The sequence below is a fragment of the Roseovarius sp. genome, from assembly GCF_965277045.1.
GTDB lineage: Bacteria > Pseudomonadota > Alphaproteobacteria > Rhodobacterales > Rhodobacteraceae > Roseovarius.
Map to the genome: position 1 here is coordinate 4059885 of NZ_OZ255712.1, position 21194 is coordinate 4081078.

General features: G+C 63.0%; 23 protein-coding genes, 1 tRNA gene and 1 pseudogene. 16 read left to right on the forward strand and 9 right to left on the reverse strand.

Annotated elements, in window-relative coordinates:
- Positions 1-35: 35 nt before the first annotated feature.
- Positions 36-584, reverse strand: a complete 549-nt coding sequence (locus ACQY4V_RS20260) for an NADPH-dependent FMN reductase (RefSeq protein ID WP_428514866.1) — start codon at positions 582-584, stop codon at positions 36-38.
- Positions 585-752: 168 nt separating this feature from the next.
- Here ACQY4V_RS20260 and pncA point away from each other — a divergent pair, with 168 nt between their 5' ends.
- Genes pncA through ACQY4V_RS20275 form a run of 3 tightly spaced genes read left to right on the forward strand, consistent with a single transcriptional unit; the run spans position 753 to position 2701 of the window.
- Positions 753-1349 carry a bifunctional nicotinamidase/pyrazinamidase gene (gene pncA, locus ACQY4V_RS20265; RefSeq protein WP_428514868.1) on the forward strand — a complete coding sequence of 199 codons (597 nt, stop codon included), beginning with the start codon at positions 753-755 and terminating at the stop codon, positions 1347-1349.
- Positions 1342-1932 carry a uracil-DNA glycosylase family protein gene (locus tag ACQY4V_RS20270; protein WP_428514870.1) on the forward strand — a complete coding sequence of 197 codons (591 nt, stop codon included), beginning with the start codon at positions 1342-1344 and terminating at the stop codon, positions 1930-1932. The genes pncA and ACQY4V_RS20270 overlap by 8 nt, the downstream gene beginning before the upstream one ends.
- Positions 1925-2701, forward strand: coding sequence for an SseB family protein (locus tag ACQY4V_RS20275; RefSeq protein ID WP_428514872.1), 777 nt, complete (start codon positions 1925-1927; stop codon positions 2699-2701). Before ACQY4V_RS20270 ends, ACQY4V_RS20275 begins: the two co-directional genes overlap by 8 nt.
- A 94-nt stretch (positions 2702-2795) precedes the next feature.
- Here the strand turns inward: ACQY4V_RS20275 and ACQY4V_RS20280 are convergent, their stop codons facing one another.
- The 8 genes from ACQY4V_RS20280 to ACQY4V_RS20315 form a co-directional block, all read right to left on the reverse strand.
- A complete protein-coding gene (locus ACQY4V_RS20280; RefSeq protein WP_428514874.1) occupies positions 2796-3731 on the reverse strand; it encodes a 2-hydroxyacid dehydrogenase in 936 nt (311 codons plus the stop codon).
- 5 nt (positions 3732-3736) lie between these two features.
- Positions 3737-4876 (reverse strand): rod shape-determining protein RodA, encoded by a 1140-nt coding sequence (gene rodA, locus ACQY4V_RS20285; RefSeq protein WP_428514876.1) that lies wholly within the window; start codon positions 4874-4876, stop codon positions 3737-3739.
- A gap of 10 nt (positions 4877-4886) precedes the next feature.
- The gene (gene mrdA / locus ACQY4V_RS20290) at positions 4887-6830 is read right to left on the reverse strand and encodes a penicillin-binding protein 2 (protein ID WP_428514878.1); all 1944 of its coding nucleotides are present in this window, start codon (positions 6828-6830) and stop codon (positions 4887-4889) included.
- Positions 6827-7366, reverse strand: a complete 540-nt coding sequence (locus ACQY4V_RS20295) for a rod shape-determining protein MreD (protein WP_152491188.1) — start codon at positions 7364-7366, stop codon at positions 6827-6829. Before ACQY4V_RS20295 ends, mrdA begins: the two co-directional genes overlap by 4 nt.
- Positions 7359-8300 (reverse strand): rod shape-determining protein MreC, encoded by a 942-nt coding sequence (mreC, locus tag ACQY4V_RS20300; RefSeq protein ID WP_420558011.1) that lies wholly within the window; start codon positions 8298-8300, stop codon positions 7359-7361. Before mreC ends, ACQY4V_RS20295 begins: the two co-directional genes overlap by 8 nt.
- A 27-nt stretch (positions 8301-8327) precedes the next feature.
- Positions 8328-8582 (reverse strand): hypothetical protein, encoded by a 255-nt coding sequence (locus tag ACQY4V_RS20305; protein WP_428514881.1) that lies wholly within the window; start codon positions 8580-8582, stop codon positions 8328-8330.
- Positions 8583-8764: 182 nt separating this feature from the next.
- Positions 8765-9811, reverse strand: a complete 1047-nt coding sequence (locus ACQY4V_RS20310; RefSeq protein ID WP_057792035.1) for a rod shape-determining protein — start codon at positions 9809-9811, stop codon at positions 8765-8767.
- A gap of 268 nt (positions 9812-10079) precedes the next feature.
- Positions 10080-10154: transfer RNA gene (locus ACQY4V_RS20315), tRNA-Thr, on the reverse strand.
- A gap of 89 nt (positions 10155-10243) precedes the next feature.
- Here ACQY4V_RS20315 and ACQY4V_RS20320 point away from each other — a divergent pair.
- The 13 genes and pseudogenes from ACQY4V_RS20320 (at position 10244) to ACQY4V_RS20380 (ending at position 21042) form a co-directional block, all read left to right on the forward strand.
- Complete coding sequence (locus ACQY4V_RS20320) at positions 10244-10414, forward strand: hypothetical protein (RefSeq protein WP_428514883.1); 171 nt, start codon at positions 10244-10246, stop codon at positions 10412-10414.
- Between the two features lie 6 nt (positions 10415-10420).
- Positions 10421-11689: a UDP-N-acetylglucosamine 1-carboxyvinyltransferase gene (gene murA, locus ACQY4V_RS20325; protein WP_428514885.1), complete on the forward strand. Its 1269-nt coding sequence runs from the start codon at positions 10421-10423 to the stop codon at positions 11687-11689.
- Complete coding sequence (locus ACQY4V_RS20330; RefSeq protein ID WP_152496542.1) at positions 11686-12162, forward strand: DUF2948 family protein; 477 nt, start codon at positions 11686-11688, stop codon at positions 12160-12162. Before murA ends, ACQY4V_RS20330 begins: the two co-directional genes overlap by 4 nt.
- A 31-nt stretch (positions 12163-12193) precedes the next feature.
- The gene (locus ACQY4V_RS20335; protein WP_428514888.1) at positions 12194-12961 is read left to right on the forward strand and encodes a hypothetical protein; all 768 of its coding nucleotides are present in this window, start codon (positions 12194-12196) and stop codon (positions 12959-12961) included.
- Between the two features lie 81 nt (positions 12962-13042).
- Positions 13043-14347: a histidinol dehydrogenase gene (hisD, locus tag ACQY4V_RS20340; protein ID WP_428514890.1), complete on the forward strand. Its 1305-nt coding sequence runs from the start codon at positions 13043-13045 to the stop codon at positions 14345-14347.
- Between the two features lie 136 nt (positions 14348-14483).
- A pseudogene (locus ACQY4V_RS20345) lies at positions 14484-14962 on the forward strand (UPF0262 family protein).
- Positions 14963-14967: 5 nt separating this feature from the next.
- Positions 14968-15429: a low molecular weight phosphatase family protein gene (locus ACQY4V_RS20350; RefSeq protein ID WP_428514892.1), complete on the forward strand. Its 462-nt coding sequence runs from the start codon at positions 14968-14970 to the stop codon at positions 15427-15429.
- Positions 15426-15827 (forward strand): ketosteroid isomerase-related protein, encoded by a 402-nt coding sequence (locus tag ACQY4V_RS20355; protein WP_428514894.1) that lies wholly within the window; start codon positions 15426-15428, stop codon positions 15825-15827. Before ACQY4V_RS20350 ends, ACQY4V_RS20355 begins: the two co-directional genes overlap by 4 nt.
- Positions 15827-16414, forward strand: a complete 588-nt coding sequence (locus ACQY4V_RS20360) for a GNAT family N-acetyltransferase (protein WP_428517317.1) — start codon at positions 15827-15829, stop codon at positions 16412-16414. Before ACQY4V_RS20355 ends, ACQY4V_RS20360 begins: the two co-directional genes overlap by 1 nt.
- A gap of 823 nt (positions 16415-17237) precedes the next feature.
- A complete protein-coding gene (locus tag ACQY4V_RS20365) occupies positions 17238-17951 on the forward strand; it encodes an SDR family oxidoreductase (protein WP_428514896.1) in 714 nt (237 codons plus the stop codon).
- A gap of 233 nt (positions 17952-18184) precedes the next feature.
- A complete protein-coding gene (locus ACQY4V_RS20370; protein ID WP_428514898.1) occupies positions 18185-19111 on the forward strand; it encodes a lipid A-modifier LpxR family protein in 927 nt (308 codons plus the stop codon).
- A gap of 97 nt (positions 19112-19208) precedes the next feature.
- Positions 19209-20273 (forward strand): Hint domain-containing protein, encoded by a 1065-nt coding sequence (locus ACQY4V_RS20375; RefSeq protein WP_428514900.1) that lies wholly within the window; start codon positions 19209-19211, stop codon positions 20271-20273.
- 145 nt (positions 20274-20418) lie between these two features.
- Positions 20419-21042, forward strand: a complete 624-nt coding sequence (locus tag ACQY4V_RS20380; protein ID WP_428514902.1) for a hypothetical protein — start codon at positions 20419-20421, stop codon at positions 21040-21042.
- Positions 21043-21194 lie beyond the last annotated feature (152 nt).

The window sequence follows — 21194 nt, forward strand, 5'->3', positions numbered from 1 at the left end:
ACGCCCTTCGGGGACGTTCGGCAAGCTCTGCGCGGTCAGCCCTTTGCGGTCTCGGTCAGACGCTTCAGCTGCTTGGCGATGAATTCGCGCGTGTCTGCGTGAGCAAGTTTGCCGTCCTCGATCTTACCCGCCGAGCCGCCGATGGCGATCTCGAATCCGGCCTGAACGTTCGCATTGATGACCGATAGAACCTGGCGCAGGTCGTAATGCGCGGTGAGGCCCGCCGTGGCCCCGGGCGACTGCGTGATGATCAGCGTGGGCTTGCCCGAGAAGGGAGCGTTGGGTTCCTTCGACATCCAGTCGATGGTGTTCTTCAGAACGCCAGAGGTGCCGCGGTTATATTCCGGGGACACCACGACGATGGCGTCCGCAGCGGCCAGTTTCTCGGCCAGGTCACGGACCGCCTGCGGAGAGGTGTCGCCATCCTTGATATCCTCGTTGTAAAGCGGGATATCGGCAATGTCGTGCCGGGTGACGGTCACACCCTCGGGCACCAGCTCTTGCAGTGTCTCGGCCACGGATGTGCTGTGACTTCCCTTGCGAAGCGATCCGCTGATCGTTGCGAAATTCAGTGTCTTGGTCATGTCATGTCTCCTTTGGTTGCATACATAATCGGTTGGCGAATTAAGGAAACAGAAACTCTCGCAGGATTTCTCTGCATTTTCGCACAGCCATCGGGCTGACATTGACCTCTCCCCGCGACTGCTTCAGGGTCCGCGCGAACCGCCGACAGCCACCAACAGGAGAGACTCATGCCCAAAGGCCTGATCGTGATCGACATGCAAAACGATTTCTGTCCCGGCGGGGCATTGGCCGTCGAGGGAGGAGACCACATCGTGGCGGGGATCAACACGATCATGCAAGATGCCTCCGCCGTTGTGCTGACCCAGGATTGGCATCCCGCAGGGCATTCTTCATTCGCTTCGAGCCACGAAGGCAAGGCGCCGTTCGACATGATCGAGATGCCCTACGGGCCCCAGGTGCTTTGGCCGGACCATTGCGTTCAGGGCTCGCGCGGGGCGGAATTCCACCCTGACCTTGCGACCGATCATGCTGACATGATCGTGCGCAAGGGCTTCAACCCGGCGGTCGACAGTTACTCGGCGTTCTACGAGAATGACCACGAAACGCCCACCGGATTGCATGGCTATCTGCGCAGCCGGGGGATCACCGAGCTTGTGATGGTGGGGCTGGCGACGGATTTTTGCGTGAATTATTCGGCCGTGGATGCCGCAAGGTTGGGCTATCCGGTGACGGTGCTGCGCGATCTCTGCCGGGGAATCGACCTCGACGGCTCATTCGAACTGGCGCTGAAGGACATGCGCGACGCGGGGGTCACGCTTGCCTGATGGACTGCCGGAGGAGATCCGGGCCTGCCGCATCTGCGCCGAGCGTTTTGCCGCGACACAGACTGCGCACGAGCCCCGCCCGGTGGTCTGGTTCCGGCCCGGCGCGCGCATCCTGATCGCAGGACAGGCGCCGGGGATAAGGGTGCACAAGTCCGGTAGGCCCTTCGACGACCCGTCTGGTGACAGGTTGCGCGATTGGTTGGGCATGTCGTCGGAGGAATTCTATGACAAGAATCGAGTTGCAATTATCCCGATGGCGTTCTGTTTCCCGGGATATGATGCCAAGGGGTCGGACCTGCCACCGCCCGCGATCTGCGGTCGGACATGGCATGACCGGGTCATGGCGGCACTGGGCGACGTGCAGCTTCGGGTGATCGTGGGCGGCTATTCGCATCGCTATCATCTGGGTGCGAAGGGATCGGTGACAGAAACGGTGCGCAACTGGCGGGATCATGCGCCCGGGGTTTTCCCCTTGCCGCACCCGTCGTGGCGCAATACCGGCTGGCTGAAGAAACACCCGTGGTTCGAGGCGGATGTGCTGCCGGCCCTGCGGACTGAAGTGAGGCGTGCACTGGATGACTGAGACGACACGTTTGGATCGGGCCCATGCGGCGATGGAGGCAGGCGACGAGGCCGCGCGCCTGCGCTATTACCAGACGCTGGCTGCGGCAGAGGTGTTCCTGCTGCTGGAAGCGGAGGCGCAGGAGGACGATGTCGTGCCGCAGGCCTTCGAGGTGGAGGGGCAGACTTTCGTACTGGCCTTCGACACCGAGGAGCGCCTGTCCGGGTTTGCCGGAGATGCGGCGCATTACGTCGCCCTGTCCGGCCGCGCCGTAGCCGAGATGCTGGCCGAGGCGGGGCTGGGGCTGGGCCTGAACCTGGAGGCAGGTCCACAGGCGGCCCTGTTGCCGAATGCGGCGATGGTCTGGTTGGCCGAAACACTGTCCGAGGGGCCGGAAGAGGTGGAAGCGCAACCGCAGTCGTTTCATCCGCCGAAGGGCCTGCCCGAAGAATTGATCACGGCGCTGGATGCGCGACTGGCCGCGGCGGGCGGGCTGGCGGAGCTGGCTTATCTTGTTGGCGTGACCTACGAGAACGGCACTTCGGGACATTTGCTGGGCGTCGTGGATGCGGTGCCGGGGGCCGATACCGCCATCGCGCGCGCCGTGTCGGACGTTCTGGCGCTTTCCGGGCTCGAGGCGGCGCTTCTGGACGTGGGGTTCTTTCGCAGCACCGACCCGGCGGCGGCGCGTATGGCCTTGGTCGGATTGCGTTTCGATCTGCCAAAGCCCGAAGAGACCGTCCGTCCGGCGCCTGGGACCGACCCGGAAAAACCTCCGAAACTGAAATAAGCGGGGCGTTTTCTTTCAAAGAAAACGGCACGGAATTTTCAGAAAATTCCGAGGCGCTTCTTACCCCCGTCTCGTTATTGCGTAAGGCCGGTTCTCAATAGCCGAGGTCGCGGTCGACGAGGTGCAAGAACGGCTCACCCGCTTCGCCGCGGCGGATATTCTCGGCAATTACCTCCGCGGCGGTGTCAGCGCGGGTTTCAGAAGCGATATGAGGCGTGACGGTGACGCGGGGATGGGCCCAGTAGGGATCCTCGGGCGGCAAAGGCTCGGTGCGGAAGACGTCCAGCGTGGCATGGGCAATATGCCCGGAGTCGAGAGCCGCAATCAGCGCATCGTCGTCGATCAAAGGCCCGCGGCCGGGGTTGATGAGAAATCCGCCGGCTGGCATCCTGGACAAAGCGGCGGCATCGATGAGGTTCTCGGTTTGCGGGGTATAGGGCACCAGCAGCACGACAATCTGTGCGGTCTCCAGCGCCCGAGCGAAGCCGTCGTCCCCTGAGAGGCAAGTGATCCCCGGGATTTCCTTTCGGCTGCGTGACCAGCCGGTGACCGGAAAGCCCAGATGCGCGAGCGTTTCCGCGCATGCGCGCCCCAGCGCCCCGAGGCCCAGGATGGTGACGGGGCGATCCTTGGCGAGGGGCGGCGTCTCGTTGCGCCAGGTGCCATCCTGCCCCAGTATGTGTTCGTCCATACCAAGGTGATGCCTCAGCGTATGTCCGGTGACCCATTCGACCATGCCCCGTTCCAGCCCGTCGTCGACCATACGGGTCAGCGGCTGCGTCAGGGTCTTGTTGCCGGTGATCTCTTCAACACCGGCCCACAGGTTCAAAACACCCTTGGTGCGCGTGTAGGGCGTGAAGTCCCGTACCGTGGAATTCGGCGCGTAGACGATGTAGTCCACCTGCTCCGGGGGGATTTCCATCGACAGGTTATAGTCCTTGAGACCCACCGCCTCGAATGCTGTGCGCAGGGGTGTTTCGTATTCCGCCCAGCGTTCGGGCCGGGCGGCGAAGAGAATGTTGAGAGACATGAAACCTACCGGGGTCTGTGGATGTGGGCACTCTGCACCAGGCCGAAGCCCAGCATCAGGATGAGCATGGCCGAGCCACCGTAGCTGACCAGGGGAAGCGGTACGCCGACCACGGGAGCCAGTCCCATGACCATCGACATGTTGACCGCGAAGAACAGAAAGAACGTCACCGCGACGCCAAGCGTCAGGAGTGACGAGAACCGATCGCGGTTGGCCAGTGCGGACGCGACGCAAAAGACGATGATCAGCGCATAAAGCGCAAGCAAGGACACCGCGCCGACAAAGCCGAATTCTTCGGCCAGCGTTGTGAAGATGAAGTCGGTGTGCTTTTCGGGCAAGAAGTTCAGGCGCGATTGCGTGCCTTGCATGAAGCCGCGCCCCGTCCAGCCGCCGGATCCGAGCGCGATCTTGGACTGGGTGATGTGGTAGCCTGCGCCCAGTGGATCCGAGGCCGGGTCGAGGAACGTGTCGATACGGCGGTACTGGTAGTCGGCCAGCAACTGCCAGTCGGTGCCGCGGCTGTTGAAGACCGCCGTTACAAGCCCGCCGATCGCGGTGAGGACAACCGCGAAATAGGCCCAGTGTACGCCCGCGAGAAACATGATCAGCCCCCCGCCGGTGATGAGCAGGATCGAGGTGCCAAGGTCGGGCTGACGCAACACCAGCGCCACGGGTATGAGGATCAGGATGACCGGCAGCAACACCCAGAGCGGGCGCGAGGTCTTTTTTATCGGCAGCCAGTCGTAATATGCGGCCAGCAGCATCACCAGCGTGACTTTCATCAGTTCCGATGGTTGCAGGCGCATGAATCCAAGATCGATCCAGCGTTGCGCGCCCTTGCCCTCGACGCCCACGAGCTCCACTCCGACGAGCAGGAGAACCGATATCGCGTAGGCCAGCACGGACATGTTGCGCCAGAACCAGATCGGCACCATCGCCACGAAGAACATCACCGCGAACCCGAGCGCATAGCGTTTCGCCTGCGGCTCGGCCCAGGGATTGAACGATCCGCCGGCCACCGAATAGAGCATCAGGATGCCGATGGCGGCAACGGCCGTCAGCAAAAGCGCCAGCGGCCAGTTGAGGTAAAGCACCTTTCGAACACCGGAGGGTGTGTGCTTGACGGTATATTCGAGATAGCTCACGGCGCAGCCCTCATGCCCGGTCGTTGTCTTCGCCGCCATGACGATCGAGTCGCGAACGCAGCTGTTCCTGCTGTGTCTGGATACGGTCGCGATCCTTCGAGGGATAGGCCTCGAGAGGGGGGTCTTCGCCATAGAGCGCCTGAAGCGTGATGTCGCGTGCGATCGGTGCCGCGGCCGTAGAGCCGCCGCCGCCATGTTCCACTATCACGGCGACAGCCACCTTGGGCGCTTCGTAAGGCGCGAAGTTGACGTAGAGCGCGTGGTCGCGGCGCTCCCACGGCAAGTCTTCGTTGCGAAAGACGCCGCGCGCGCGTTCTGCCGCGGTGATGTTGCGGACCTGGCTGGTGCCGGTCTTGCCGGCCATCCGGAAGGCGTCTTCGATGATGCGGCTTCCGTAGGCTGTGCCGCGTCGGTTGTTAGACACGGCATACATCGCGCGGCGCACCTCGCGCAGGGTATTTTCGTTCAACCCAAGGGACTCGCTGGGCTTGGGCGGTTCCTCAACGCCATCGACCGAACGCACGAGACGCGGCGAGACAGACCGCCCCGTGGCGAGGCGCGCGGTCATGACGGCCAGTTGCAGAGGAGAGCTGAGCACATACCCCTGGCCAATGGCGGCGTTGGCGGTGTCGCCGATCCGCCAGTCCTCGCCGCGTGACGTGGCCTTCCACAGCTTGTTCGGGATCAGCCCTTCGGCCACGGAGGTCATCGGCAGGTCATGTTCCACGCCGAGCCCGAGCTTGCGCGCCATCTCGGCCATCTTGTCGATGCCGACACGCAAAGCGAGGTCGTAGTAGTAGACGTCGCAGCTTTCGCGCAGCGAGCGGTGCAGGTCGACATTTCCGTGTCCGGCCCGCTTCCAGCAGTGGAAGCGACGGTTCGAGACCTTGAGGAAGCCGGGGCAATAGACCGTCTCGTTCGGATCGACCTGCCCATCCTCGAGCGCGGCCAGCGCCGTGACCATCTTGAAGGTCGAGCCGGGCGGATAGACGCCCTGTACGGTCTTGTTGGGCAGCGGTCGGTACTTGTTCTCCAGCAGCGAGGAATAATCCGCCTGCGAAATGCCGCGCACGAAAAGGTTGGGGTCGTAGCCGGGGGTCGACGCGCAGGCCAGCAGGTCGCCGGTTTCGCAATCCATCACGACGGCGGCGGCGCTTTCACCGTCCAGCCGGGCGGTCACGTAGGATTGAAGCGCGTTGTCGAGCGTCAACTGGATGTCCGCGCCGGCCTCGCCCTCGACCCGATCAAGCTCGCGCATGACGCGGCCGGCGGCGTTGACCTCGACACGCTTGGTGCCGGCCTTGCCGCGCAAAGACTCCTCGCGTCGGCGTTCCAGGCCGATTTTGCCGATCTGGAAACGTGGGATCAGAAGCAGCGCGTCGGGCGCGTCGATGCGTTCCAGGTCCCGGTCGCTGACCGGCCCCACATAGCCCACGACATGCGAGTAATCCGCGCCCATCGGGTAATGCCGCGACAGGCCCACCTCGGGGGTGACGCCGGGCAGGGCCGGTGCGTTCACCGCAACGCGGCTGATATCCTCCCAGCTGACGCGGTCGGCCACGGTCACCGGCGTGTCACCGCGCAGCTTCGACAGGTCCTCGCGCGCCTTCTCCAGCTCCTCGGGGTTCAGCCGCACCAGTTTGGAAAGCCTGGCGATCACGTCTTCTACATCGCCGGCCTGCTCGCGGATGAGGTTGATCCGGTAGGAGGGAATATTCTCGGCGATGACCCTGCCGCTGCGATCAAAGATACGGCCGCGCGATGGGGGGATCAGATGGATGTTGATCCTGTTCTCATCGGCCAAGAGGCGGAACTGGTCGGCTTGATCGACCTGAAGGTAGCGCATCCGCAAACCCAGCAAGCCCACGACCCCGGCCATGCCGCCCCCCAGCACGAGGCCGCGGCGGGTGATCTTCTTCTGGCTTTCGGTGTTGTCGCGGGTGGGGCGTTTCATGTCCGGCCTCCGAGTGCATCGATATCGCCGGGTGCCAGTTTACGTACTCCGAACACCGATTGCGAGACCAGCACGACCAGAGGATAACAAATCATCGTCATGACCAGCTGGATGAAGCTGAGGCCAAGTGGCGCCTGGTCGACCAGCAGAACCGCTAGGATGGTGCGGTAGGCCAGCGTCATGATCACGAGCGTCGTGGCGACCGAAACCCATTCCACCGCAAAGGTCAGATCGCGCAGGCCGATATGGCGCGCGCGCAGGGCTTCGGCGGCAATCAGCACCAGCGCGGCCCAAAGGCCGGGCGGACGGTGGAACATCAGGTCCCCCAGAAGGATCACGCCTGCCACCAGCAGCGGCGGCACATATTCCGGACGCCGCAATATCCATGCGAAGGTCAGCGCGACGATCAGGTCGGGGCCGGCCCAGCCGCGCGGCAGCGTCTGCATGGGCAGAAGGCTGAAGAACATGATGAAGAGCCCCAGCCCGAGGTACAGCAGGCGCATCGTCCATAGTTGCAGCGCGGCATTGTCACCCATCGATCGCCTCGCTGGTCTGCGCTTCGGCAGGCAGTTGCGGCTCGGGATCGGGATCGGCGCCCTGCACGATCGGAACGGACGGCTGGATCAGGCTGCCGGGGTCCAGAACGCGCTCGTGCCCGTAGTTGCGCAGCACGCGCAGGAATTCGAGCCGCTCGTAATCGGCCGCCAAACGGACCCGCACTCGCCCTCCCGGATCTTCGGCCACCTGGCCAACCAGCAAACCTGCCGGAAACACCTCGCCATCGCCCGAGGTCAGCACCCGGTCGCCCGGACGCACCTTGTCGGCGTCCTCGATGAAGTCGATGGGCGGCGACGCGGTGTTGTCGCCAATCAAAAGCGCCTGCTGGCCGGAGGGCTGAATCGTTACCGGGATGCGGCTGGACGTATCGGTCAGCAGGATCACCCTTGCGGTATTGTCACCAACGCCGGAAATGCGTCCGACCAGGCCCAGCCCGTCCATCGCGGCCCAGCCGTCGACGATGCCGTCGCGACCACCCACGTTAATCAGCACAGACTGCCGGAACGGCGAGCCGCTGTCGGCGAGCACAACGCCGGTGACAAATGTCAGGCGCGGGTCAAGCTGAACATTATTGAGGTCAAGCAGGCGGGCGTTCTCTTGCTCCAGCTGCAGTGCGGCCTCTTTCCACGCCTTCATCTGCTGCAACTCGCGGCGCAATTCCTGGTTCTGCTGGTAGATGCGCTGGTAGCTCTGGAAATCGCGCAGGATGTTGACGGCTCCTGTGACCGGCGCCATTGCCCAGTCGAAGCTGGGCACGACCCGGTCGATCACCTGCGCGCGGAAGCGTTCGACACGGGGGCTGTCGATGCGCCACAACAGGAACAGGCCTATCAGGCACAACACCAGAAGCCCCAGAAGCAGGCGCTTCAGGGGGGCGGTGTAATCGCTGCCTTGATTGCGGTCCTTGGCCAAACTTGTCCCTTCGCTTCCAGGATCGGTTTACTCTAGCACAGTGCAGGTGATGTCTTCGAATCCGTTCACGTAGTTCACGACCCGTGTACCGTCTTGCAGGGTCCCATACACCACGACCGAGCGGCGATGCGTCGTTATGCCATCGATAGTAACCCCGAAAACCGTCATTTCTGCGGGCCCCGAGATCGGGTCCTCATAGAAAATGGACAGCTTGAAATTTTCGTCATGCGGGCGCAGACCGACGACCTTTCCCGGAACGGTCTCGCCATAGGTGGTCGTCACCTCGGCGCTCGCATCGGCTCATTTGATCAGTGTCCGCAGGATCACGCCGCTGGCGTTTTCCCTATGAACGCACTCGCCCGTGCGCGGCAGGGCGGACCCCGCGTGCCCGGCAGAAGCCAGAAACGTCAGCACAAGGGATAGGATCATGAAACGCGGCATCATCCATCCTTTTGCAGAGCGGCCTAGCTGTCGTAGTCGATTGCGTGGCGCAGCTGTTTTTCGAATTCCAGCGCCTTGCCGGTGCCGAGCGCCACGCAGTTGAGGCTGTCGTCTGCAATGGAAACGGCCAGCCCGGTCTGTTCGCGCAAGGCCAGGTCCAAATCGCCCAGCAGCGCGCCGCCGCCGGTCAGCATCACGCCGCGGTCGACGATGTCGGCGGCAAGGTCAGGGGGCGTGGCTTCGAGTGCTGTCATCACCGCTTCGCATATCTGCTGGACGGGTTCGGCCAGCGCCTCGGCCACCTGCGCCTGGCTGATCTCGGTTTCCTTGGGCACGCCGTTCAGCAGGTCGCGGCCGCGGATCTGCATCGAGCTGCCGCGCCCGTCATCGGGCATCCGCGCGGTGCCGATCGAGGTCTTGATGCGTTCGGCGGTGGACTCGCCCACCAGCAGGTTCTGCTGACGACGCAGATAGTTGATGATCGCCTCGTCCATTCGGTCGCCCCCGACGCGGATCGAGCGGGCGTAGACGATGTCACCCAGCGAAAGGACGGCAACCTCTGTGGTGCCGCCGCCGATATCCACGACCATGTTGCCGGTGGGATCGGTGATCGGCATACCCGCGCCGATGGCCGCCGCGATGGGCTCGGCCACCAAGCCCGCGCGGCGCGCGCCGGCGCTCAACACGGACTGACGGATGGCGCGTTTCTCTACCGGCGTGGCGCCGTGGGGGACACAGACGATGATCTTCGGCTTCGAGAAGGTCGAGCGTTTGTGCACCTTGCGGATGAAATGCTTGATCATCGCCTCGGCGGTGTCGAAATCGGCGATGACGCCTTCGCGCATCGGCCGGATCGCTTCGATGCTGCCGGGAGTCCGGCCCAGCATCAGCTTGGCGTCCTCGCCCACGGCCAGAACCTTCTTGACGCCGTCCTTGACGTGATAGGCGACCACGGATGGCTCCGACAGGATGACGCCCCGCCCCTTGACGTAGACCAGCGTGTTGGCCGTTCCGAGATCGATCGCCATGTCAGCGGTGAAGAGCCCGGGGATTTTGTCAAAGATGGACATGGGTGCCTGCGTCCTGTGGTTTGAATAGTGATTTGGCCCCCGACTCGACCGTCGGAAACCGTTCGCTCTTATAGAGTGGGCGATTGTCAGGTGAAAGGGTGGTTTCGGAACTGTTAAGCGTCAATTTGCCGGAGGTCTTCGCCGTGCGCCACGCATATGCAGTCACGGATCTGTCAAAATCCGAGATGAACGGACAAAGTGAGCGTCTTTGATCGCGCTTCTCAGGTGCTGCATGAGTTGAAAAGTGCCGATCACCTTTCGGTGATCATGGTGCTGCTGGGGAGGATTGAACTCCCGACCTCACCCTTACCAAGGGTGCGCTCTACCACTGAGCTACAGCAGCGCCGGTTCGTGGCGGGGTGATTAGACCGTTCCGTGCATTCGTGCAAGCGTAATCTGGACGCTTTTTGGCGACTGCTGTAGACAGGCGGCATGAGCACGAACCCCCCGCCCAAATCAGGCGCCAAACCCAAGCCAAGCCGCGAAGATCGGCTGAAGGCGGCGCTGAAGGCGAACCTGGCCCGTCGCAAGGCCCAGGCGCGCGGAAAGGCATCGGGACAGGAGGGGCCGGAGGCAGGCCAGAACAAGAACAAGGGCGGATAAGACGACATGGATTCGATACTCGTGACGGGCAATGGCCCGCTGCAGGGGCAAATCCCCATTGCCGGGGCCAAGAACGCCTGCCTCACGCTGATGCCGGCGACCTTGCTGAGCGAGGAGCCCCTGACGCTGACCAACGCGCCGCGCCTGTCGGATATCAAGACGATGACCGCGTTGTTGCAGTCGCTCGGGGCGGAGGTGACCACGTTGCAGGACGGGCAGGTGCTGGCGATGTCTAGCCACCGCCTCGACAATCACGTGGCCGACTACGACATCGTGCGCAAGATGCGCGCCTCGATCCTGGTGCTCGGGCCTATGCTGGCCCGCGACGGACATGCAGTGGTCTCTCTTCCCGGGGGCTGCGCCATCGGGGCTCGGCCCGTCGACCTGCATCTCAAGGCGCTGGAAGCGATGGGCGCCGAGCTGGAACTGAAGGAAGGTTATGTTCACGCCAAGGCGCCCGGCGGGCTGAAAGGCGGCGTCGTGGACTTTCCTCTAGTATCGGTGGGCGCCACCGAGAACGCGCTGATGGCCGCGACGCTGGCCAAGGGCACGACGGTGCTGCGCGGCGCGGCGCGCGAGCCCGAAATCGTGGATCTGGCGCATTGCCTGCGCAAGATGGGCGCCGAGATCGATGGCGAAGGCACCAGTGAAATCACGATCCAAGGCGTCGATCGCCTGCACGGCGCGACGCACCCGGTCGTCACAGACCGGATCGAGCTGGGCACCTTCATGCTTGCCCCTGCCATCTGCGGCGGCGAGGTCGAGTGCCTGGGCGGTCGCATCGACCTCCTCGAGGCATTCTGCGAAAAGCTGGATGCCGCTGGGATATCGGTGGAAGAAACCGAAGCAGGCCTGAAGGTCACGCGCAAGAACGGCAGGGTCCGCGCGGTCGACGTGATCACAGAGCCATTCCCGGGCTTTCCAACCGATCTGCAAGCCCAGATGATGGCGCTGATGTGCACGGCCGAGGGTACCAGCGTCCTGGAAGAGAGAATTTTCGAGAACCGCTTCATGCACGCGCCCGAGCTGATGCGGATGGGCGCCCGGATCGACGTGCATGGCGGTACCGCGACCGTGACGGGTGTCGAACGCCTGAAGGGGGCGCCGGTCATGGCGACCGACCTTCGCGCGAGCGTCTCACTTATCCTGGCCGGGCTGGCCGCCGAAGGCGAAACCCTGGTCAATCGCGTCTATCACCTTGACCGCGGCTACGAGCGGGTCGAAGAAAAACTGGGCAACGTGGGCGCTCGGATCGAACGGGTTCAAGGCGAATGACGGAAGATGCCAAGTTCGAGGACGGGCGAGAGGCGCCCCTGAACCTTGGGGCGTTCGACGCCGAGGACCTAGAGGTGTTGTCCAGCCTTGTGCAGGATGCGGTGTTTACGATCACCGATATGGCCTGGCGTCCGCAGGAACGACGTCTTGCGTTCTTGGTCAACCGCTTCCGCTGGGAAGACGAGGGGCGCCAACGGCACGGGGCCGAACGCGTGCGCTCGGTGCTGGTGATAGACAATGTTCTGGGGGTCGCAAGCCAGGGGATCGACCGCGGCGACACGGGCACGATCCTGTCGGTCCTGAGTATCGGTTTCGAGCCTGATGCCGCGGACGATGTATCTGGATACATCACCCTGACGCTGGCGGGCGACGGCGCGGTCAGGGCAAGGATCGAAGCGCTGGAAGTGAGTTTGCGGGATGTGACCCGACCCTATCGCGCGCCGTCGGGCAAAGCGCCCGATCACGGCGCGTGAGCCTGCGCAGGCGCGGGGCGGAGCGGGTGGAATGAAAATCGCGCGTTTCGTCGTGGTCGCCGTGCCGCTTGGGGTCGTCCTGATCTATTTCATCATGCAGTCCCTGACCGTTGGCGAAGCCGCGCACCGCGACCTCGTCCAAGACGGAAAGTTGATGCAAGACGTCCGGAAGCGGTCTTTTCCCGGTCTCTATGACGCGATCGAGACAGGATTCCCCAAAGCCTATGCCGAACATGTCGATGAGATCGAGGAGATCGCGCTTGATACAGACGTGGCACGTCATGACCTGGGGCCAGCGCTCATGGCGGAAAGCGATGCGTTCGTGGCCGAGCTGAGGGGCGAGAACACGCAACATCTCAGTCGTGCCGGACGGGGGCCGCTGTTGGAAATCCAGCGGGCTCAACTGGCGCTGCTAAAGGATCTTTCCGGCTCGCCCGAGCTTTGCGGCCGGGTCGCGGAAGGGGGACTGACCTATCTCGATCGAGCAGAACTTGGCCAGGTCGACAGGCAATTGCATGGCAGGTGGCTGACGGCGCTGGTGACGGCCATGGCCGCGGGGCGCGATGCTCCCGAAGAATTCCGGCCGCCCTCGGCCGACGACTGGTACATTTTTCTGCGTGACTGGCGCGAGGAGGACGGGACGACGCGCCCGGAGGTCGAGGCTTACCTGTCTTCGCAGCAGGTCGATCCGGAGCTTTTCTGCGCCGGGGCCGTGGCGTTCACCCGGCGTCTGATCGCGGATACGAGCCCCTCGGGCTTGCGAATCCTGGTCGATTACACCGGCAGCCTGGCGCGCTGATCCGTCCGACAGGAACGCGGCAAAGGCCCTTGAGCGACCGGCGCGCCCGGTCTAAGTCTGCGCCGCGACAGGAGAATGCCCATGCCCGTGCGACTTACGACGAAGGACGACGATTTCGAACGCCGCTTCACGGCGCTTCTGAGCGCCAAGCGCGAGGACAGTCCGGACGTGGATGAGACCGTCGCGAGTATCATTGCCGATGTCCGCACACGCGGTGACGCGGCACTGATCGAGCTTACGGCAAAATTCGACCGCCTGGTCCTGACCCCGGCCACGTTGCGCTTTTCACGCGATGAAATCGAGGCATTGGTGGCCCGGGTCCCCCATGAAGAGCGAGAGGCGCTGGAGCTGGCCGCCGCACGTATCCGGACCTATCACGAACGCCAACTGCCCGAAGACGCCTCGTGGCAGGACGAATGCGGTGCGACACTCGGCTGGCGCTGGTCGGCGGTCAGCGCGGCGGGGTTGTACGTGCCCGGAGGCCTGGCGTCATATCCGTCTTCGGTACTGATGAACGCGATACCGGCCAAGGTGGCCGGCGTGGAAAGGCTGGCAATCGTGGTGCCCACACCCGACGGTGTGGCCAATCCGGCGGTTCTGGCGGCAGCGCAGATCGCCGGGGTAGACGAGATTTACCGAGTGGGCGGCGCGCAGGCCGTGGCTGCGCTTGCCTATGGAACGGAGAGCATTGCGCCGGTCGACAAGATCACAGGGCCGGGCAACGCCTATGTCGCGGCGGCCAAGCGGCGGGTCTTCGGCAAGGTCGGGATCGACATGATCGCAGGGCCGTCCGAGATCCTGGTGATTGCGGATCGCGACAACGAGCCGGACTGGATCGCGCTCGACATGCTGAGCCAGGCGGAACACGACGAAAGCGCTCAGGCGCTGTTGATCACCGACGATTCCGCCTTTGCGGACGCTGTGGAGGCGGCGATCGAGGCACGTCTGGAAACGCTGGAGCGCCGGGCCATTGCCGGGGCAAGCTGGCGCGATTTCGGCGCGGTGATCGTGGTGGACGACATGGAAGACGCCGCAAGACTGGCCGACAGAATCGCGCCCGAGCACCTGGAATTGTGCGTGGCCGAACCCGAGGCGCTGGCGGCGAAGATCACCCATGCAGGTGCGATTTTTCTTGGAGCGTGGACGCCGGAGGCCATCGGAGACTATGTCGGGGGGCCAAATCACGTGCTTCCCACGGCCCGCTCCGCCCGCTTTTCCAGCGGTCTTAACGTCTTGGACTTCATGAAGAAAACGACGATGGCGCGGATGACGCCGGGGTCGCTCAAGGCGATCGGACCCGCGGCGGAAACGCTGGCACGGTCTGAAAGCCTGGAGGCGCACGGGCTGTCGGTACGCGCCCGGCTGGACAAGCTGAACCAGGGCTAGGCGCCCTGCCTCTCAGGCCTTTCGGCCTGCCGCGCATGTCACAGCGTTGCAAAAACACCTTGTACCGACGCTTGGCTGCATTGCCCGCTTACATCTGGTGGGGTAGGCAGGACCGAGACTGCCGAAGAGATGACCCATGAGCCGTATCTGTCATATCGAGTTGGATGACGCCAACCTGCCTCCGCCCACGCCCGAGATCGAGCAGGAGCGGAAAGTGGCCATGTTCGACCTGATCGAGGAGAACTCTTTCAGCCTGCCGATCCGCGATGACGGGTGGCGCCCGACGGGCCCTACCGTGTCGGGCTGTCGATCCGCGAGAAGCGGCTCGTGTTCGATATCCGCACCGAAGACGATGCGCCGGCGGCGGAATTTCACCTTTCGTTGTCGCCCTTTAGGCAAGTCGTCAAGGATTACTGGGCGATCTGCGAAAGCTATTTCGACGCGGTGAAGAACATGCCGCCGAGCCAGATCGAGACCATCGACATGGCGCGCCGGGGCATCCACAACGAAGGTGCGCGGGTGCTGGAGGAGCGGCTGGACGGCAAGGCGAAGATCGACACCGACACCGCGCGACGCCTGTTCACGCTGATCTGCGTGCTGCATTTCGGGAGCTGACGCAGATGGTCGAGGAGCTTCCTCAGTCCGTTTTGTTTTGCTGCGACCACAATTCCGCGCGTTCGCCCATGGCCGAGGGCATCATGAAAAAGCTATATGGCACCGATACTTATGTCCAGTCGGCCGGGGTCAAAGGGGACATGGACATCGACGGGTTCTCGATCGCGGTCTGTGACGAGATCGGGGTCGAGCTCGCGCGGCACCGGACCCGAAGTTTTGACGAGATGGAGCAGTGGGGCGATGACCTGTCCTCTTTCGATCTGGTGGTCGCGCTCAGCCCGGCGAGCCAGCGTAAAGCCCTTGATCTGACACGGGTTTTTCATCTCGACGTGGTCTATTGGCCGATCCTGGACCCGACGGGTCTGGGCGAAACGCGGGAAGCGAAACTGAATGCCTACCGACAGACCCGGGACCAGATCGTGGAACATCTCAAACGGCGGTGGGGCGATCCCAAGGATATAAAATGACTGCAAAAAATGTGATCTCCGCGTATTTCGAAGCGTTCAACAACGGCGACGTGGATGGCATGCTGGACTGCCTGAGCGAGGATGTGGCGCACCACGTCAACGAAGGGCAGGTGCGCCGGGGCAAGGTCGCCTTTGCCGAATTCTGCGCGCATATGAGCCGCTGCTATAGCGAACATCTTGATAACATGGTGATTTTTGAGGCCGAGGCTGGCACGCGCGGGGCAGCTGAATACGTCGTGAACGGCACCTACCTGGAGACCGACGCGGGGCTGCCCGAGGCGAAGGGGCAGACTTACAAGCTGCCTGCCGGGTCGTTTTTCTCTTTGGAAAACAACAAGATTACCCGGGTCGTGACCTATTACAACCTGGCGGATTGGATCAAACAGGTCAACGCCTGATGCGGGTCGAACGGCTGACCGGCGAAAACCTGGTTGCGGCGCTGGACGATGTGGCGCAGCTGAGGATCACGGTTTTCCGTGACTTTCCATACCTTTACGATGGCGACGTCGCCTATGAGCGCGCCTATCTGGAGCCCTATCGGCAGAGCGAGGACGCGATCGTGGTGGCGGCGTTCGACGGTGACCGGCTGGTCGGGGCCTCGACGGGCACGCCGATGGAGGATCATGCCGAGGATTTCGGCGCGGCATTTTCCGGGCAAGATATTGATATAAAAGATATCTTTTATTGCGCCGAGAGTGTCTTGCTGCCCGAATACCGCGGCCGCGGGCTGGGTCATGCGTTCTTTGATGCGCGGGAGGCCCATGCACGGGCGCTGGGCCGCGACTATGTCGCCTTTTGCGGGGTTGTCAGGCCGCCGGATCATCCAATGAAGCCAGAGACTTACCGACCCCTGGACGGCTTCTGGCGCAAGCGGGGATATGCCCCCGTGGAGGGGGCGGTCGCGACCTATCGCTGGAAGGATATCGACCAGTCCGAGGAGACCGATCACCCCCTGCAATTCTGGATGCGGCGACTCGAAGGTTAACCGCGCGAATATTCGGAAAAACGGCACGTCGGTATCGCGTCGGTATCCGGGTGGTATCGCGACGGTGCGATTTTCGCGACTTGGCCGGGTAGACGGACCGTGCGCCGGGGAAGGGGCAATTGACGCCCGAAACCCGGCAGACGCTCGGCGAGACCCCACCGCCGCGCATGTCTCGGCCTCGCCCACCGCGACCGACATGCAGGCGAAAGCGACCTCGTAGAGAGCCGTCATCGGGCAGGGTGCGGAGGGACGCGTGCGCGATGATTTGTCCGTCGAAGGTAAGGACGAAGCTGATGCGGGCGCGGCGATGCGGGCCGGTGTGGACACGCGGCGACATTTCAGAGGCAAGACAGACGTGCTTTGCGCCAGTGTAGCCGAGCAGAAGGCGTGTGTCCGGTTGGAGCCGATTGTGAGAAATTGGGTTCGAGCACCCAGCCGGTTAACAGCCGCGAAGCCGCCCGGCCATCGTCAGCCCCTCCCTTGGGCTGGCGATTTGGCTGAGGCTGGGCACGACGATACTTCTGAGGATGTGTTTGGCAGGCATACAGTGCTTCAGAATTTTCGTCGGATCGCCACCCCAGGGGCTGACGCTCGCCTCCGTCGTGAAAGACAGCAAGGTCCGGCATTGCAGACCTTCATGCCCCTTGCGGAGAAAGTCGGGTTCGAGCGCTCTTTGAAGGATGCTGCGTGAAACTTGAACGGCAGGTTTCAGGGGTGTTCTGCGAAATGCCGACTTTCATCTTGGCGCTTGTCTTCAAGTTGGGTTGAACTCTTAAGCTGAGATCGAATCAGGCAACAGCTGCTGAAACACAGGGAAACTGACATGAGGGTCTCAAATCGGAAATTCGCCATCACTGGAGCGAGTCGCGGGCTTGGTGCTGCATTGGCGATTGAAATGGCTCGGTTCGGGACGCAACTCGTCCTGCTGGCGCGCACCAGCGAAGCCCTTCAGGATGTCGCCGACGTGATCCTTTCAGAGACAGGCCAAGAGGTCGGCGTTGTCGCTTGTGATCTGGCGAACAGCCAAAGTGCATCACAAGCCGGTGCGAAATTGGCTGCGCAACACACTGATCTGGACGGGCTCGTTCACAACGGAGCAATGTGGCTGCCGGGACCGATGGAGGATGTCTCTGATATGGATATCCAGGCCTGCGTCGCCTCAGCCGCTATTGGCTCGCTCATTCTGACGCGCCATCTTCTTCCAGTTCTGAAAGCAAGAGAGAATGCCGACATCCACACTGTGGTCTCGACCAGCGGCATACCCAATCGACCGCTGGAAGGCGCATCGGTTCCTTTCACGGCCGCAAAGTCAGCGCAGGCGGCTTTCGTTCATGGTTTGGCACAGGAGCTCGAAAACACCAGCATTCGGGTAACGTCGGTCTTTCCCGGGGATTTTGCAGACGTCCCGGCAACTGACCCGGCCTGGAACACGCCGTCGTCCGATCACGCGCTGAGCAATCGCGAGATCGTCAACGCGATACTGTTCATACTTAACCAGCCGCGGAGAGTCTCCGTGCGTTCACTGGTGATCCAATAGCACCATTTTCTGTAGCTGTCTCAAAGCCCTTATTCGTGCGGTCGCAGCGAAAGCCCGCTGTGCCCCGCGCAGCCGTCATTCGATGCCCCCAGGCTCATGGCGCGGGTCCGGGCTGCCGATATGTTGCGCGAAGCCCACGATGCGGGAATTCGAGACGTGGGCGATGGCTCTGTGCCGCGCTTTCGGTGTACCACGTCAAGGCCCGGGGGGGCGACGAGTATGGGACAACGGACATGACGCGCCTCCTTGCAAATTTTCTGACCATTTTCGCGGTGCTCCTGGCCGGGCAGGCCGCCGATGCAGGCCCGCGCGAGCGCATCGGCTATGGCTGGCTGGCGACCAACGACATCGTGGGCGACCTGCACGACCGCTGGCAGACCGGCTCTATCCAGACCAGCCGGGTCTGGGGGCCGGGCTGGAACGGGCGCCTGCCGCAGGGCTTTGGCGAGGTGCTGGAACTGCGTTTCGGCGGGCGGGTCGTGGCGCCGCAGAACCTGAACACTCCGGCGCCGGGAGACCGGCCGTTCGGCGGGGCGCTGTCGCTGGGGCTGCACACGCATTTTGCCCGTGGCGCCATGGATTATGCCGTGGGCGCGGACGTGGTGGTGACCGGACCGCAGACCGGACTCGACGATTTCCAGAAGTTCCTGCACGAGGCGCTGGGCGGGCGTGACATTTCCGGCCGGGTGCGGCGCAACCAGGTCAGCAACGACGTGAACCCCGAACTGGTGATGGAGGCGGGGCGCGCCTTCGACCTGGGCGGCAACGCCGAGATCCGGCCCTTCGTCGAGGGGCGCTGGGGGTTCGAGACGCTGGCGCGCGTGGGCTTCGACATGACGATCGGCCAGCGCGGGCGCGGCGGATTGCTGGTGCGCGACCCGGTGACGGGCCAGCGCTATGTCGCGGTGCAGGGCAATGAGGCGCCCGGTGCGAGCTTTGTTTTCGGGGCCGACACGGCCTATGTGGACAGCAGCGAGCTTTTGAACCGGGACCGGGGCCTTCAGCTGACCGATGCGCGGACACGGGTGCGCACCGGCGTCAACTGGCAGGGCGAAGGCGGCAGCACGATCTTCTACGGGCTGACCTGGCTGGGCAAGGAATTCGAGGCGCAGAAGGAAAGCCAGCTTGTGGGATCGGTGCGACTGCGCCTGAGATTCTAAGCGTAAGCCTTTGTTAACGCTTTGCAGGCTGATTCGTTTTTGCTAGCCTGCCCGCACAAAAAGACAAAAAAGACTAAAAAAGGCAGGCATACAGGCAATGGGAACGACCTTTCGGGGCGCGTTCGTCATCTCCTGGTCGCAGACGGAAGTGGACGGTTTGGACGCCGCTCCTGTCCAGTCTCTTGACGTGGGGGCCGCATGGTCCTGGCGCGGGGATCTGGTGCGGGTGGACGGGCCCAATGAAGTACTGCGCCTTGAGCGGACGGAACGGGACGCAATGAGCCGCAAATGTGCGGCAAAGCTGGTGCGGCGGCTGGTGACGGCGGCACGCACGGGAACGACCAGGTTGGACGAGGTGGAGGTGCACGAGCCGTTGATGGACAGCGGTTTCGTGGTCACCAACGGGGTGCGCAGCTATACCATCACGCTGATCGAGGTGGGGCACGGGGCGCCGCCCCTGCTGATGTTCCTCGATGACATTCCCCCCAGGAATACCGAGATGTGGATCGTGCACCAGTCGCTGGGCGCGCATCGCAGCCAGACGACGGACGTGGAAAGCGGCGGGGTGATCTGTTTCACCCCCGGCACGCGGATCGAGACGCCGGACGGGCCGCGGCTGGTCGAGGAGTTGCGCGAAGGCGATTACGTGCAGACCAAGGACAACGGCGCGGAAGAGATCCAGTGGATCGGCAGCCGGAGGATGAGCGGCGCGCGCCTGTTCGCGATGCCGCATCTGCGGCCGGTACGCATCCGCGCGGGCGCGCTGGGCGTCGAGCGGCCGGACGAGGAGCTGCTGGTCAGCCCCGAGCACCGGATGCTGGTCGAGGGCGAGATCGCGCAGGCGCTTTACAACACGCCCGAGGTGCTGGTGTCGGCCAAGGACCTGGTCAACGGGCGCAACGTCACGATCGACCTGGCGGTGCGGGAGGTGACCTATGTGCACCTGCTGTTGCCGCGCCACCAGGTGCTGTGGGCCAACGGGGTGGAGACCGAGAGCTTTCATCCCGCGTCCGCCGCGCTTCAGGCGCTGGACGACGACGACCGCAAGCGGCTGTTGGAGTACAACCCGACGCTGGAATTCGAGCCGCAGACCTATGGCGGATTCGCCCGGCGCAACCTGAGCGCGTCGGAGGCAGCGATCCTTCAGCACGAGGCGGCCTGAGCGAGTAAGGGCGATGCTCGGCGGCGCAGCAAGCAGCACCTTTGTTCCGCGCGGTGCGCAGCCCTATAGATGTTCGCTTTGCAGGACAAAGCGGAAATGGGGCCAACTTGTTCTATTGGCCGCTTCTTAGTGCTGTCCGCTTGATATGGAGAACCAACAAAAACCCTTCTTTGCAGAAACTTGGACCCAACCCGAATGCGATCTGATGGTCCAGCTCTGCCGGTACCATGCACAGGTCCTATATTCTGCGAGGAATGGATTTGACTTCGATAATCGATTTGCCAAGCTAACGCTCCCGCCTAATGGCTCAGTGCCCAGCGGAGTGGTGCTTTTGGATGGTCACCTTGGCGCATACGAATGGGCCAGCGGTACATTAGTGACCTGTGGCTTCGCACTCCAATCGCAAGTGTATTCGGGCGCTTGTAAGCTGTTGACTTCAAGCGCTCAGTTCGAACTCAGCAAGGAGCCAAACCTGCCGCTCACCAATATTTCTCACTTGGGACGGGCCCTCTTGGCGATATTCAGTATTTACCGTCAAAATGGACGGCTTGGGCATCCTGCAACCCTCAGGCGTATATTGGAGTTACTCCCGGCGGCAGGCTTTATTGAGGAACGCCTTGACTTTCTTGAATGGTCAACTAAAGCCCTTGATCTGGCGTATCCACGCCGAATGAACGATTGGCCGATACCGCGAGACGGGAAATTGTGGATAACAGACACGTTCGACGTTTACATCGACGAAGCGAACGATCAGTGGACTCGTGCGTGAGCTGACCTTCATTGCGTCATAGAAGGCCGGAAGATTGGGCTCCGTCCCGATCACTCGCCGCAATGCATATGAAAAACCGCCCGGACAGATTGTCACGGCGCCCCCGCCGTCGAGCGCGCCGTGACACATGCAATTGATTTTATGGTGCGATA

Coding starts and splice junctions, on each gene's coding strand:
- ACQY4V_RS20330 (WP_152496542.1), top strand. CDS start 11,686: ATGACGGAAGATGCCAAGTTCGAGGACGGGCGAGAGGCGCCCCTGAAC.
- ACQY4V_RS20350 (WP_428514892.1), top strand. CDS start 14,968: ATGGTCGAGGAGCTTCCTCAGTCCGTTTTGTTTTGCTGCGACCACAAT.
- ACQY4V_RS20260 (WP_428514866.1), bottom strand. CDS start 584: ATGACCAAGACACTGAATTTCGCAACGATCAGCGGATCGCTTCGCAAG.
- ACQY4V_RS20380 (WP_428514902.1), top strand. CDS start 20,419: ATGGAGAACCAACAAAAACCCTTCTTTGCAGAAACTTGGACCCAACCC.
- ACQY4V_RS20355 (WP_428514894.1), top strand. CDS start 15,426: ATGACTGCAAAAAATGTGATCTCCGCGTATTTCGAAGCGTTCAACAAC.
- pncA (WP_428514868.1), top strand. CDS start 753: ATGCCCAAAGGCCTGATCGTGATCGACATGCAAAACGATTTCTGTCCC.
- hisD (WP_428514890.1), top strand. CDS start 13,043: ATGCCCGTGCGACTTACGACGAAGGACGACGATTTCGAACGCCGCTTC.
- ACQY4V_RS20360 (WP_428517317.1), top strand. CDS start 15,827: ATGCGGGTCGAACGGCTGACCGGCGAAAACCTGGTTGCGGCGCTGGAC.
- ACQY4V_RS20320 (WP_428514883.1), top strand. CDS start 10,244: ATGAGCACGAACCCCCCGCCCAAATCAGGCGCCAAACCCAAGCCAAGC.
- murA (WP_428514885.1), top strand. CDS start 10,421: ATGGATTCGATACTCGTGACGGGCAATGGCCCGCTGCAGGGGCAAATC.
- mrdA (WP_428514878.1), bottom strand. CDS start 6,830: ATGAAACGCCCCACCCGCGACAACACCGAAAGCCAGAAGAAGATCACC.
- ACQY4V_RS20280 (WP_428514874.1), bottom strand. CDS start 3,731: ATGTCTCTCAACATTCTCTTCGCCGCCCGGCCCGAACGCTGGGCGGAA.
- ACQY4V_RS20335 (WP_428514888.1), top strand. CDS start 12,194: ATGAAAATCGCGCGTTTCGTCGTGGTCGCCGTGCCGCTTGGGGTCGTC.
- ACQY4V_RS20275 (WP_428514872.1), top strand. CDS start 1,925: ATGACTGAGACGACACGTTTGGATCGGGCCCATGCGGCGATGGAGGCA.
- ACQY4V_RS20295 (WP_152491188.1), bottom strand. CDS start 7,366: ATGGGTGACAATGCCGCGCTGCAACTATGGACGATGCGCCTGCTGTAC.
- ACQY4V_RS20310 (WP_057792035.1), bottom strand. CDS start 9,811: ATGTCCATCTTTGACAAAATCCCCGGGCTCTTCACCGCTGACATGGCG.
- ACQY4V_RS20375 (WP_428514900.1), top strand. CDS start 19,209: ATGGGAACGACCTTTCGGGGCGCGTTCGTCATCTCCTGGTCGCAGACG.
- ACQY4V_RS20370 (WP_428514898.1), top strand. CDS start 18,185: ATGACGCGCCTCCTTGCAAATTTTCTGACCATTTTCGCGGTGCTCCTG.
- ACQY4V_RS20365 (WP_428514896.1), top strand. CDS start 17,238: ATGAGGGTCTCAAATCGGAAATTCGCCATCACTGGAGCGAGTCGCGGG.